Source organism: Loktanella fryxellensis, from assembly GCF_900110065.1.
In the GTDB taxonomy this organism is placed as follows: domain Bacteria; phylum Pseudomonadota; class Alphaproteobacteria; order Rhodobacterales; family Rhodobacteraceae; genus Loktanella; species Loktanella fryxellensis.
The window spans coordinates 363,242-376,194 of sequence record NZ_FOCI01000001.1 but is presented as its reverse complement, the minus strand read 5'-3'; the positions used below and the strand labels follow the sequence as shown (position 1 = coordinate 376,194).

The window sequence follows — 12,953 nt, the reverse complement described above, 5'->3', positions numbered from 1 at the left end:
CACCCTCTCGACTCCCGCCTGCCCAGCCGCGATACTACGCCCATGTCATTGCCCCCCGGTTTCATCGACGAATTGCGCACCCGCCTGTCGCTGTCGCAGGTCGTCGGGCGCAAGGTCATCTGGGATGCCAAGAAGTCCAATCAAGGCAAGGGCGACATGTGGGCGCCGTGCCCGTTTCACCAGGAAAAGTCCCCCAGCTTTCACGTCGATGACCGCAAGGGGTTCTATTACTGCTTCGGCTGCCACGCCAAGGGCGACGCCATCTCCTTCGTGCAGGAGACCGAGAACGTGGGATTCATGGAGGCGGTCCAGATCCTCGCGACCGAGGCGGGCCTGCCGATGCCCGCCCGCGATCCGCGCGCGCAGGCGCAGACCGACACCCGTGCCGCGCTGACCGATGTTATGGAACAGGCGGTACAGCATTTCCGGCTGAACCTGAACACCGCCGCCGCCGCCGCCGCCCGCGACTACCTGACCCGTCGCGGGCTGAGCGTGGAGGCCATCGCGCGCTGGGACATCGGCTTTGCCCCCGACCGGGGCGGCGTGCTGGCTGCGCTGACCGCCAAGGGCGTGCCGCAGGCGCAGGTGATCGAGGCGGGGCTGGCAGCCCTCAGCGACCGGGGCGGTGCGCCCTATGACCGGTTCCGGGGCCGCATCATGTTCCCGATCCGCGACGCGCGCGGGCGTGCCATCGCCTTCGGCGGTCGCGCGATGGACGCGCAGGCCCCGGCGAAATACTACAACTCGCCGGAAACGCCGCTCTTCGACAAATCGCGCACCCTCTACAACGTCCAGTCCGCGCGCACGGCGGCGGGCAAGGGGCAGCCGCTGATCGTCGCCGAAGGCTACATGGACGTCATCGCGCTGTCAGAGGCCGGGTTCGGGGCCGCCGTGGCCCCCCTCGGCACCGCCGTGACCGAACACCACCTGCACATGCTGTGGCGCATCTCGCCGGAACCGATCATCGCGCTGGACGGCGACACGGCGGGCCTGCGCGCCGCCCTGCGGGTCGTCGATCTGGCCTTGCCGCTGTTGCAGGCGGGGCAAAGCTTGCGCTTTGCGGTGATGCCGGCGGGTCTGGACCCCGACGACGTCATCAAGAAGTTGGGCCGTCAGGCGATGCAGGACATCGTCGATGCGGCCCAGCCGATGGTGCAGCTGCTGTGGCAGCGAGAGACGGAAGACCGCGTCTTCGACAGCCCGGAACGCCGTGCAGCGCTGGAAAAGGCGCTGTTCGACCGCACCCTGACGATCAAGGACCCTGCGATCCGCCGCCACTACGACGAGGCGCTGAAGGAGCTGCGCTGGGACCTGTTCCGCTCCCGGCGCGCGCCGAAGTCTGGCAAACCGTTCACCCCGCGCGCGGCATGGAATCCGCGCCAGCAACCGTGGGAACGCGACATGGCCCCCGTCGCCAGCAACAAGCGCTCGGCGCTGGGCGCGGGCGCCGCGGACGAGAGCCACATGCGCGAGGCGGTGATCCTCGCCACGCTGATCGCCACGCCGGCGGTGCTGCGCGACTTCCTCGCCCCCCTCGAGACGATGGATTGCACCGACGCAGGTCACGCCCGCCTGCGGGATGCGATCCTGCGCTGTGCCGAAGACGCGGACATGACCGTCCATCTGGCCGACTGCCTTGGCCCCGACGCGACGGCGGCCCTGCTGTCGCAGCCCGACGTGGCGCTGACATCGGGTCTGCGCAAACCCGGCGACGTCGATTTCGCCCGCCGCTGCCTGGCCGAGAGTTTCGCAAAGCTGACCGCCGCCCGCGCGCTGCCGCGCGAGGTGTCGGAGGCGGTCGAGGACGTGGACGCTGCCGACGAGGGGCTGACGTGGCGGCTGGGGCAGGCGGTGCGCGCCGTAGCGCAGTCTACCCGCATCGGCGGCGAGGACAACGCCGAGATCGTCGTGGCCGACAACGGCTTCGGCATGGACAAGTCCGAGGTGGAACATGCCCGGTCGGTATTCGACGCCATCCAGATTGCAAAACGCCCCCGCGATCCTAAGTGAAGGGGCGGAATGGTGCTGGCGTTGCTGCTTGCGATTTGCGCCGATCCGGGGCAAGTGCGGGGAGACGTGCAACATCGGCCCTGAAAATCAGCCTTTCCCGGTTGCGAATCGACCGCACTGCGCGTTGATTCGTTCCAACCGAATCGGTGACGGGCCTTACCTGTCCGTCATGACCCGACCGTCTGCCGCCGCGCCGACCGAGACCACGCCTATCGACGATCCACCAACCCAAGACCGACCTGCCGACGACTGACCGCCCCGACTGACTGCCACGACGAGGAGCTTTGATCCATGGCCGCCAAGGACAACGACGACCGCAAGGACGATTCAGACGGCGACATCAGCCTCGACATGAGCCAGGCCGCCGTCAAGAAGATGATCGCCGACGCGCGCGAGCGCGGCTACATCACCTATGACCAGTTGAACGCCGTTCTGCCGCCCGATCAGGTCAGTTCCGACCAGATCGAGGACGTGATGTCGATGCTGTCGGAAATGGGCATCCAGGTCACCGAACAGGAAGAATCAGAGGAAAGCGAAGAGCCAGGCGGGTCGACCGACATCGCCACCGTCCAGGGCGGCCGCGACGTGGTGCTGGGCGGGGCCGAGGCTGAAAAGCTCGACCGGACCGACGATCCCGTGCGGATGTACCTGCGCGAGATGGGCAGCGTCGAGTTGCTGTCGCGCGAAGGCGAGATCGCCATCGCCAAGCGCATCGAGGCCGGTCGCAACACCATGATCCTCGGGCTGTGCGAAAGCCCGCTGACCTTTCAGGCCATCACGATCTGGCGCGACGAACTGTTGTCCGAGGACATCCTGCTACGCGACGTGATCGACCTCGAGACGACGTTCGGCAACCAGCTGGGCGACGACGACAGCGAGGTGGCCGTCGTGACCGGTGCCGGCGATGCCGGCCCGCGCGATGATGACGACAGCAGCGATCTGGATGCCGATGGCAACCCCATCGCAAAGGATGACGACGACGAGGACGACGAGCAGGCCAACATGAGCCTTGCGGCGATGGAAGCCGCGCTGAAGCCGCGCGTGCTCGAGACGCTGGAAATCATCGCCCGCGACTTCGGCAAGCTGTCCGAGATGCAGGACGCGCGTATGTCCGCCACGCTGAACGAGGACAGGAGTTTTTCCACCGCCGAGGAAGAGACCTATCAGACCCTGCGGTCCGAGATCGTGGAGCTGGTGAATTCGCTTCACCTGCACAACAACCGCATCGAAGCACTGATCGACCAGCTTTACGGCATCAACCGCCGGATCATGCAGATCGACTCCGCGATGGTGAAGCTGGCGGATCAGGCCCGCATCAACCGCCGCGAATTCATCGACGCCTACCGGGGCCGCGAGCTCGACCCCAACTGGCTGGAAGAAATCGCCGCCCGCGCAGGTCGCGGCTGGCAGGCGCTGGTCGAACGGTCCACCGACAAGATCGAGGAGCTGCGCGGCGACATGGCGCAGGTCGGCCAGTATGTCGGCGTCGACATCACCGAATTCCGCCGCATCGTGTCCCAGGTCCAGAAGGGCGAGAAGGAGGCCCGTCAGGCCAAGAAGGAAATGGTCGAGGCCAACCTCCGCCTCGTCATCTCGATCGCCAAGAAATACACCAACCGCGGGTTGCAGTTCCTTGATCTCATTCAGGAAGGCAACATTGGCCTGATGAAGGCCGTGGACAAGTTCGAGTATCGCCGCGGCTACAAGTTCAGCACTTATGCGACGTGGTGGATCCGTCAGGCGATCACCCGCAGCATCGCCGATCAGGCTCGCACCATCCGCATCCCGGTCCACATGATCGAGACGATCAACAAGCTGGTGCGCACCGGTCGCCAGATGCTGCACGAGATCGGCCGCGAACCGACGCCGGAGGAGCTGGCCGAAAAGCTGCAGATGCCGCTCGAGAAGGTCCGCAAGGTGATGAAGATCGCCAAGGAACCGATTAGCTTGGAAACGCCGATCGGCGACGAGGAGGACAGCCAGCTTGGCGACTTCATCGAGGACAAGAACGCGATCCTGCCGCTGGACAGCGCCATTCAGGAAAACCTGAAGGAAACCACGACCCGCGTGCTGGCCAGCCTCACCCCGCGCGAGGAGCGCGTGCTTCGGATGCGTTTCGGCATCGGCATGAACACCGACCACACGCTGGAAGAGGTGGGTCAGCAGTTCAGCGTCACGCGCGAACGCATCCGCCAGATCGAGGCGAAGGCGCTGCGCAAGCTCAAGCACCCCAGCCGGTCGCGTAAGCTGCGTTCGTTCCTGGATCAGTAAGGGAGGATTGCCGATGTCGCTCTGGTCACGCCTTTTAGGTGGTCGCGACGACGCCGACACCGGTGGTAATACGACTGTAGAGCCGGTGCTCCACAACGGTTTTCGCATCACGCCGGACCCGATCCGCGAGGGATCGGTGCACCGGATCGCGGCGCATATCGCCAAGGACATCGACGGCGTGTCGCGGTCGCATCACCTGATCCGCGCCGACACGATGGCCGACCGGGACGAGGCGATGTCCGCCAGCATCGCCAAGGCCCGGCAGATGATCGACGAACAGGGCGACGCCCTGTTCCGCTGATCGCCTGAACGACGGAAATCGAATGGGGCGGACCTTGCAGGTCCGCCCCGTGTCGTCTCACACCAGATGCGTCCTGAAATGCGTCAGCGTCCGCTCCCACGACAGCTCCGCCGCCGCCTGATCGTAGCGCGGGGTGCTGTCGTTGTGGAACCCGTGGTTCACACCCGGATAGATGTGCGCCTCATAGGTCTTGCCGTTCTCCTGTAACGCCGCCTCAAAGGCGGGCCAGCCTTCGTTCACCCGCTCGTCCAGTTCCGCGTAATGGATCAGCAGCGGCGCCTGAATCGCGGGCACGTCCGCCGTATCCGCCTGACGACCGTAATAGGGTACGGCGGCCTTGAGTTCCGGATAGGCGACCGCCGCCGCGTTGGCGACACCGCCGCCGTAACAGAACCCGGTGATGCCGACGTTCCCCGTCGATCCCTCATGCGCCATCATGAACTCCACGGCGGCAAAGAAATCGTTCATCAGCTTTTCCGGATCGACGCTGGACTGCAGATCGCGCCCTTCGGTGTCGTTGCCCGGATAGCCGCCCACGGACGTCAGCCCGTCGGGAGCCAGCGCCATGAAACCGGCCTTGGCCAGCCGCCGGGCAACATCCTCGATATAGGGGTTCAGACCGCGGTTCTCGTGCACCACGACGATGGCGGGCAGCGGCCCCGCGACGCCTGCAGGCCGCACGAGGTAGCCACGCACCTCGCCATGTCCGTTCGGCGACGGATACATGATGTATTCCGGTGTGATGCTTTCGTCGTTGAACGACACCTGCTCTGCAAGGGCATAGTTCGGGGCCATCAACCCGAGGATGCCGGCGGCGGTCAGGCCGCCCACGGCGAACTTTGCCGCCCCGTCGAGGAACTGCCGTTTCGTGATCATTCCGTGGGCATAAAAGTCGTAAAGCTCCAGCAGCTTGGGCTCGAAATCCTTGGCCGTCAGTCGCGTCATCGCGCGTCCCTCCTGTCAGCGACGAGGAAGGATGCCCCCGCACGCCGCAGCGTAACAACGGCGTCCCGCCGCACCAGCCTGCGGCACGCCCTTTCACGCAAACCTGATCACCGCGTGACCGCGCCCGAACCGATCGGGCGACGTCGACCGCCTTCTTTGGCCATCGCCGCGTTCATAGGTCACCGCTGGCTTGCTGCGCGTGCCCCGTCCTTCATTCTTCTGGTCACAAATATCCCGGGGGTGCGGGGGCTGGCCCCCGTGACGGCTTCCCGTGCAGGCACCGGCCCCGCGACCGGTCCCATCAGCCCCGCGGCATCAGGAACACTTCGCGCACGTCCGCACTGTCGGCGGCATTCAGCGCCATCATCACGGCACCCGCCACATCTGCGGGCTGCAGTTTGTCGGGCTTGGCCTCGTCGAAGAACGGCGTGTTCACCATGCCGGGTGCGATCACCGTGCAGCGTCCGCCCCAGCCTTTCATCTCCTCCGCAAGGTTTCCCGCAAAACCGTGCACGAACCACTTGGTCGCGCCATAGATCGAGCCCGACAGATGGACGCGCCCCGCAGCCGATCCGGTCAGGACCATATGCCCGCGCGTCTTTTCCAGATGGGGCAGGGCGGCCTTTGCCGTCTTGAGCAGACCCACGACGTTCAGGTCGATCAGGCCCTGCCAGTCGTCGACGTCGCCACCGCCCACGCCACCCTTGGCGGCACCCCGGCCTGCGTTCGCAAAGGCCGCATGGACCCTGCCGAAATGTTGCGCCAGTCGGTCCAGCGCGGCGACCTGATCGTCGTAATCGGTCACGTCGCCGGTCAGCACCAGCGCCGCGTCGCCCAGCTCCTGCGCCAGCCCCTCCAGCTTGTCGCGGCGGCGGGCGAACAGACCGACGCGCCAACCCGATGCGACGGCGGCACGGGCCGTCGCCTCACCGATGCCGCTCGATGCGCCGGTGATGAACAGGGTCTTTTGTGGGGTGTCGGTCACGGCTTTCTCCAATTCTGTGTGCAGACTTAACGCGGCGGGTCACGATGGGGTCCGCGTGCCTTGTGCACAAAAGACTCACCCAGGCGATGGCAGATGCGGGGGGGCACCCGGCGGCCCTACCCAAACCCTAGCGGCCCGCCTATAGTCGCTGTGGATCACTGGGGATCGAACCCCAGGGCAGGGACAGAGATAAGGATCGGCCATGCGGTGCCCCTTTTGCGGAAACGTCGATACCCAGGTCAAGGACTCGCGTCCCGCAGAGGATCACGTGGCGATCCGCAGGCGGCGCTTCTGCCCGGCTTGCGGCGGTCGTTTCACCACCTACGAACGGGTTCAGCTGCGTGACCTCGTGGTCATCAAATCGAATGGTCGCCGCGAAGAGTTCGACCGCGACAAGCTGGAACGCTCGATCCGCATCGCCCTGCAGAAACGCCCGGTAGAGCCGGAGCGGATGGATCAGATGATTTCCGGCATCGTGCGCCGCCTCGAAAGCCTTGGCGACACCGACATCCCGTCTGGCACCATCGGTGAGATCGTGATGGAAAGCCTCGCGCGGATCGACACGGTGGCCTACGTGCGCTTTGCCAGCGTCTACAAGAATTTCCAGGCCGCCGACGATTTCGAAAAGTTCATGACCGACCTGCGCCCGAACAACAAATCAGACGCATGACCGGTCAGGGCCATGACCGCGACACCCGCTGGATGACGCTGGCGCTGGCGCTGGGTCGGCGCGGCATGGGGCAGGTCTGGCCCAATCCGGCGGTGGGCTGCGTGATCGTGCAGGGCGATGTGGTCGTCGGTCGCGGTCATACCCAGACCAGCGGGAGGCCCCATGCGGAACGGGTGGCGCTGGATCAGGCGGGCGATGCGGCGCGCGGGGCCACCGTCTATGTCACGCTGGAACCCTGCGCCCACACCGGCCAGACGCCGCCCTGCGCCGATGCGCTGATCGCGGCTGGCGTTGTACGCGTGGTCGTGGCCGCGGGCGATCCCGACCCGCGCACGGCGGGGCAGGGCATCGCGCGTCTGCAGGCGGCGGGGATCGCGGTCGATGTGGGCTGCCTGCGCCGCGTGGCCGAAGCGGATCATGCAGGTTTCCTCGCGCGCATCACCAAGGGCCGCCCGTGGGTGACGCTGAAGCTCGCCAGCAGCCTCGACGGTCGCATCGCCACGGCCAGCGGCGAAAGCCGCTGGATCACCGGTCATGCGGCGCGGCACGCGGTCCATGCGCTGCGGGCGCGGCACGATGCGGTGATGGTGGGGGCGGGCACCGCGCGGGCGGATGACCCCATGCTGGACGTGCGCGATCTGGGTGACGTGCGCCAGCCGGTGCGTGTGGTGCTGTCGCGCGACCTGAACTTGCCGATCAACAGCCGACTGGTGCAGACCGCCCGCGACCAGCCGGTCTGGCTGTGCCACGGCCCTGATGCGGACACCCGCGAATGGGCGCGGGTCGGTGTCGTGCCGATTGAATGCGAAATCGCGCACAACCGCGTCGATCCGTTGTCGGCCCTGCGCGCGCTTGCCGCCCGTGGCATCACCCGCGTGCTGTGCGAAGGCGGCGGGCATCTGGCCGCAGCCCTGTTGCAGGCGCATCTGGTCGACGAATTGGTGCTGTTTCAGGCCGGTGTGGCGATCGGTGCGGACGGTCTGCCGTCGCTGGCGGGGCTGGGCGTCACGGATCTGGCGCAGGCCCCCCGGTTCCGGCTGGACCATGTGTCACCTGTGGGGGCCGACGTGATGCAGGTCTGGCGGCCGCTCTAGACCACCGCCTCAGCGCCGCCAGATCCACGCCTGCGACGCCATCACCCCCTGTGCCTTGGCCAGCAGGCGGTTCGCCCGGCCCATGGCGGGCAGGTCGCCGTCCGCCAGCCGGTCCACCACCACCTCGACCGGGCAGGGCAGGCCTGTCACGGGGTCGTGATAGCGCGGATAGTCGATCAGCACCGCATGAACCAGCGCCGCGAGGTCGGGCCGCGCCGCGCGCCGGGCCAGCGGCATCGCGCGGTCGTCCGTCAGCCCCCAGCCCGCATAGAACGGCGTGCCGAGACAGGTCACGCGCTTGCCCCGGAGCAGCGCCTCGAAGCCGATGGTGCTGGTCATGGTCCAGACCTCGTCCACCAGATCCAGTGCGGTGACTGCATCCATGTCCGTCAGCACCGCATCCGCATGGGTCAGCGCGTCAGGCACGGCACCGTCGCGCAGACCCGCCTCCACATCCGGGTGCGGCTTGAACAGGATCACGGCGGCGGGATTGGCCGCCCGCGCCGTGCGTAGCAGTGCGGCGTTGTCCGCCACGTCACCAGCCCCCAGCCGCACCGACGCATCGTCCGCCACCTGACCGGGCACCAGGATGCGCCGCCCCACCGGCAGGCCGCGCAGCGGATCGGTGCCGCCCACGTTGTATTTCGACAGCCGCGCGCGTTGCAGGTGCGCGACCAGGCGGTCGGCCCGCGCGCGGGGGCCTGCGGGCAAGGTGCAGGCTTCGGTGATGAGCTGCTCCAGCCGACTGGGCCGCGTCGGGTCGTAGTAGATGCCCAGATCGTCCAGCACCAGCGACAGGGGGGCGACCAGATCGGCACCCAACCCGCGCGAGCGCAGGAACCCGTCCTCGATCCGCACCATGTCGCAGTCCGGCGGTGCCTTGCTGGCCCAGATCATCGCGCGCCGGGTGTCGGTCTGCTGTCCGCCCTTGCGGGCGAAGCGCATCGGCACGTGGCGGCCGAAGACCTGCTGCAGGGGGCCGCGCTTCCACATGCTGATCCTGTAGCCCATCCAACCGCGCCGATCGTCACGCCATGCGCGGGATTGGGCGGAAAGGATGGCGATCACGTCCTCGATCCCGCACAGGGCGTCGCGGTACGGATCGAACCAGACGGGATAGAGGATCATCGCCCCCGCAAACAGCTGCGCCCGCGTCAGACGGCGCTGGCGGCGGTCCAGCGGCATCCGGTCGTCGGTCAGTCCCCACCCCATGTAGAACGGCTGGCCCATCACGACCGGCCTGTGTCCGGCCATGATCGCCTCGAACCCCAGTTGCGATGACACGGTATAGACCGCGACCGCCCCGGCCAGCAGCGCGTGGGGCGACACGGGTGCGTCCAGCAGGGTGATACGGGGATCGTCGCAGGCGGTCGCGTCGTAATAGCCCGCCCGGTGGCCCGCCGCGGTTTCCGGGTGGGCTTTGATGACGATGCGGGCGGCGGGGTGTTCGGTCCGCGCCAGAAACAGCATCTCCTTGAACGTGTTGGCATCGCAGCGGCTGGCGGTGACGGCGGCATCGCCCCGCGTCTGGTCGATCACCAGCACATAGCCGGGGTCCGGCACCGGCAGATCCGGGTCGGTCGCGTTGTATTTCGACAGATGCAGCCGCGCGATGTCGGCCATCGCGGCGCGGGCGCGGTTCAGCACGGCGGTGTCGTCCAGCGGATCGTCCCGCAGGATACATTCCAGATCGCTGGGCCGGGTGGGGTCGTAGTGCATCCCGCGCCGGTCGATCACCAGTCCCAGTGGCGGTTCCCCGTCGCGCCCCGGCAGGACGGAACGGAGGAATGCATCCTCGATCCGCACGACGGGCGCATTCTTGTGACGTGCCACCGCCTCGCCGCGGGGGGCGGTGGGGGAATGGCCCCAGACGCCCACGGCGTCGTCGGGTCCGGGCAGGCCCAGCCGGATGTCCCAGCCCGCCAGCGACAGGATGCGCCGCACGGTCGTCTGCGTCAGGAAGCCGCCGTTGTACACGAAAAGCCGCCGCAGGGGTGTCCCTGCGGCGGCGTCTGGCAACGGGGCTGTCATGGCGGCGTCAGAGGCCGGTGGCGTCTTGCACGCCGTTGGCGGCGCTCAGCGATCCGGTCAGCGCGGCGATGGTCTTGTTGAACTGCACGAAGGGCGCTTCGGTCACATAGACGGTGTCGCCGTCGCGGATGGCAAAGTCGCGGGCCATGAACATGCCGTTGGGCCGCGTGAGGTCGAGGACATAGACGACGCGCTGCGGGCCGGTCACGTCCTGACCGACCAGCTGCTCCGCGATCTCCTCGGGCTCGTTGCGGAACACGAAGACGCCGGTGGGGTCGGCTGCGGTGGACGACAACCCGCCGACCTGCGCCAGCGCCTCGATCGCAGAAATGGTCCGGCTTTCGAACGTGATGCGGTCCTGTGCGCCGGTGGCCCCCAGCGCGGTAAAGGTGCGGCTGTCGGATTTCACCACGATGGCATCGCCGTCGCGCAGTGCGATGTCGTTGGCGGCACTTGCAAAGAGGTCGTCATAGAACACCTCGGCGCGCTGGTCGCCGCGCTGGATGGTGACGCGGGCGATATCGGGCTCCACTGCCACGCCGCCGGCGGCGGCCAGCATCGGGATCAACGAGCGGGTCGGGCGTTCGATGGGATAGACGCCCTGCGCCGTCACGGCACCCTGCACCGACACGGTGGCACCGTCGCCCGCCAGACGGTTGATCGCGACCTGCGGGTCCGGCGTCTGTTCGGCCAGCCGTTCGGTGATGACGCGGCGCAATGCCTCCGGGCTGTTGCCCTCGGCGCGCACGCGGCCCGCATAGGGGACGAAGATGAACCCCTGCGCATCCACCTGCACCTCCTCGATCGCGGTCGCGTTGGCGCCGGTGGGCACCAGCAGGCCGTCGTCCACGTTCTCGAAGATCGTCAGGCCCAGCGTGTCGCCGGCGCGGATCGTGTCCGCCCCCAGCTCTCCGGCGTTGAGGAACCCGGCGCTGAACCCCAGCGCCGGAGCCACCGCAGCGATGGCGTTCACGCGGTCGTCCACGGTCAGCACGAAGGCGTCGCCTTCACGCAGGACCGAGCCTGCGAAGATTTCGGATTTGTTCGGCCCCACGCGTGGCAGGGCACAGGCGGCCAGCAGGCCTGCCGTCAGCAACAGGGTCGCACCCCGGATCGGGCGCAATGTCGGGTAAAGCACTGCTCGGTCTCCTCGACCTGTTCTTGTTCTGCCTCGGTCGTCTTTTGTGCGAAGCTATGACAGGACGTCAGGAAAAGATAGTTCCGCAGGCTACCGGGCGGGGGCAGGGTCGGCGCAGTGTTGCCGACTTGTCGCGTCGTGCGGCGATCGGGCCGGGGCGATCCGGTTCTATTTGACGATGCGCAGGGGCTGGCGGGGGGGGGCCTTGCCGGCGGCCAGCGTGTCGTAGGGATCGGCATCCGCCAGCATCATGTCGATCAACTGGCGCATGAGTTGACGCCGCCCGCCCGCCGAATAGAACCCGCCGGGCACCTGGCTCGTTTCCAGAAGAAAGCGGCGGTAGTCCTTGTAGGCGCGGGTGTCGGGCCGGTCCGAACTGGCAAAGAAATCCGGCAGCGCCTGATCCGACACGAACTCCGGCTTGTTGTAGACCGCGTTGCCGAACACCTTCAGCGGGATGCCGCGCCACAGCACCTGATGGGCGGCGGTCGAATTGACGGTGACGGCGGTGCGTGCATGGTCCAGCAGCCGCGCCAGCTTGCCGCCACGGACATAGTGGACGCGGGCCTGCACGCCCGCCTCGCGGGCCAGACGGCGGATGATGCGTTTCGTGGGGCTGCGGTCGTTGTCCAGCGGATGCGCCTTGAACACCAGATGATGATGACGCGGTGTCGCCTTTGCGAAGCCGTCCATGACGACCTGCAGGAATTCCTCCATCCGGGTGAAGGGCGAGTGTTTCTGGAAACTGGCGTCGTGTTCCAGTTGCAGCAGCACGAGGTGATAGGGAAACCCGCCATAGCGGATGCGCAGCGTGGCGATGCGCCGGTCCAGCGCGATGTAGGGCATCAGCAGCAGACGCTTGGTATAGAGCCACGCCTCGGTGCCGACGGGCAGTTCGCGGTGGCGGGTGAAATTGCGGTAGTCGCGGTTCATGAACATGACGAACCAGTGATACAGCGCGCCGTAGAACACGTGGTGGCGCATGTCGCCCCAGTGCGCGGGCGGCGTCAGCACGTCGAGGTCGGAGCGCGCCAGCGCCGTGCGCATGTCGTCCACGCTGAGGTCCATGAGACGCGAGTGACCGTTCGTGCCGCCCCGTTCGTAGGTGATCCAGTAGGGCCGCATGTAGCCTTCCTCGAACACGTGGATGCGCAGGCCCATTTCGCGCGCCGCTGCGACCGCCTGCGCGTGGATCGGCCGTGTGTCGCCATACAGGACGATATCGGTGATCCCATGCTGCGCCACGAGGTCGCGGAACGTGTCGGGCCATGCTTCGGCCTTGCCCCTGAACGGGATATAGCCGGGCGCGCCGAACCAGAACGCCCGGTCGCCGGCATTGAAGCCCACGCGCCACACCTGTGCCCCCGCCGCCCGCAGCATCCGGGCCAGACGGTGCAGGAACGGGCCATGCGGCCCTTGCAGAAACAGAAAGTGCCGGGGGGCTGTCACGGGGTTACGGGTGCCATCTGCTACGGGTTACGTGACCGTCACTAGCGAAGGTGACGGGC

The 12,953-nt window shown here is 67.2% G+C and carries 10 protein-coding genes; 5 read left to right on the top strand and 5 right to left on the bottom strand.

Annotation, left to right across the window (positions count from 1 at the left end):
* Window positions 1-42 precede the first annotated feature (42 nt).
* The 3 genes from dnaG (at window position 43) to BMX16_RS01815 (ending at window position 4,582) form a co-directional block, all read left to right on the top strand.
* On the top strand, window positions 43-2,010 hold the full coding sequence (gene dnaG, locus BMX16_RS01825) for a DNA primase (RefSeq protein ID WP_089898041.1): 1,968 nt from the start codon (window positions 43-45) through the stop codon (window positions 2,008-2,010).
* Window positions 2,011-2,301: 291 nt separating this feature from the next.
* Window positions 2,302-4,281 (top strand): RNA polymerase sigma factor RpoD, encoded by a 1,980-nt coding sequence (gene rpoD, locus BMX16_RS01820; RefSeq protein ID WP_089898038.1) that lies wholly within the window; start codon window positions 2,302-2,304, stop codon window positions 4,279-4,281.
* A gap of 13 nt (window positions 4,282-4,294) precedes the next feature.
* A complete protein-coding gene (locus BMX16_RS01815) occupies window positions 4,295-4,582 on the top strand; it encodes an HlyU family transcriptional regulator (protein WP_089898036.1) in 288 nt (95 codons plus the stop codon).
* A gap of 57 nt (window positions 4,583-4,639) precedes the next feature.
* On the opposite strand, the gene yghX is transcribed toward BMX16_RS01815, so the two are convergent.
* Both yghX and BMX16_RS01805 read right to left on the bottom strand, forming a co-directional pair.
* The gene (gene yghX / locus BMX16_RS01810; RefSeq protein WP_089898034.1) at window positions 4,640-5,527 is read right to left on the bottom strand and encodes a YghX family hydrolase; all 888 of its coding nucleotides are present in this window, start codon (window positions 5,525-5,527) and stop codon (window positions 4,640-4,642) included.
* A 301-nt stretch (window positions 5,528-5,828) separates the two neighbouring features.
* On the bottom strand, window positions 5,829-6,512 hold the full coding sequence (locus BMX16_RS01805) for an SDR family oxidoreductase (protein WP_089898032.1): 684 nt from the start codon (window positions 6,510-6,512) through the stop codon (window positions 5,829-5,831).
* A 202-nt stretch (window positions 6,513-6,714) separates the two neighbouring features.
* On the opposite strand from BMX16_RS01805, the gene nrdR reads away from it, so the two are divergent.
* Together nrdR and ribD are read left to right on the top strand one after the other, a co-directional pair.
* Entirely contained in the window at window positions 6,715-7,182 is a 468-nt protein-coding gene (gene nrdR / locus BMX16_RS01800) for a transcriptional regulator NrdR (RefSeq protein WP_089898030.1), read from the top strand.
* Window positions 7,179-8,276, top strand: coding sequence for a bifunctional diaminohydroxyphosphoribosylaminopyrimidine deaminase/5-amino-6-(5-phosphoribosylamino)uracil reductase RibD (gene ribD, locus BMX16_RS01795; RefSeq protein ID WP_089898028.1), 1,098 nt, complete (start codon window positions 7,179-7,181; stop codon window positions 8,274-8,276). The genes nrdR and ribD overlap by 4 nt, the downstream gene beginning before the upstream one ends.
* A gap of 9 nt (window positions 8,277-8,285) precedes the next feature.
* On the opposite strand, the gene BMX16_RS01790 is transcribed toward ribD, so the two are convergent.
* The 3 genes from BMX16_RS01790 to BMX16_RS01780 form a co-directional block, all read right to left on the bottom strand.
* Window positions 8,286-10,307, bottom strand: coding sequence for a capsular polysaccharide biosynthesis protein (locus BMX16_RS01790; protein WP_089898025.1), 2,022 nt, complete (start codon window positions 10,305-10,307; stop codon window positions 8,286-8,288).
* Window positions 10,308-10,314: 7 nt separating this feature from the next.
* Window positions 10,315-11,445 carry a polysaccharide biosynthesis/export family protein gene (locus BMX16_RS01785; protein ID WP_245731211.1) on the bottom strand — a complete coding sequence of 377 codons (1,131 nt, stop codon included), beginning with the start codon at window positions 11,443-11,445 and terminating at the stop codon, window positions 10,315-10,317.
* Window positions 11,446-11,613: 168 nt separating this feature from the next.
* Window positions 11,614-12,894 (bottom strand): capsule biosynthesis protein, encoded by a 1,281-nt coding sequence (locus BMX16_RS01780; RefSeq protein ID WP_245731210.1) that lies wholly within the window; start codon window positions 12,892-12,894, stop codon window positions 11,614-11,616.
* Window positions 12,895-12,953 lie beyond the last annotated feature (59 nt).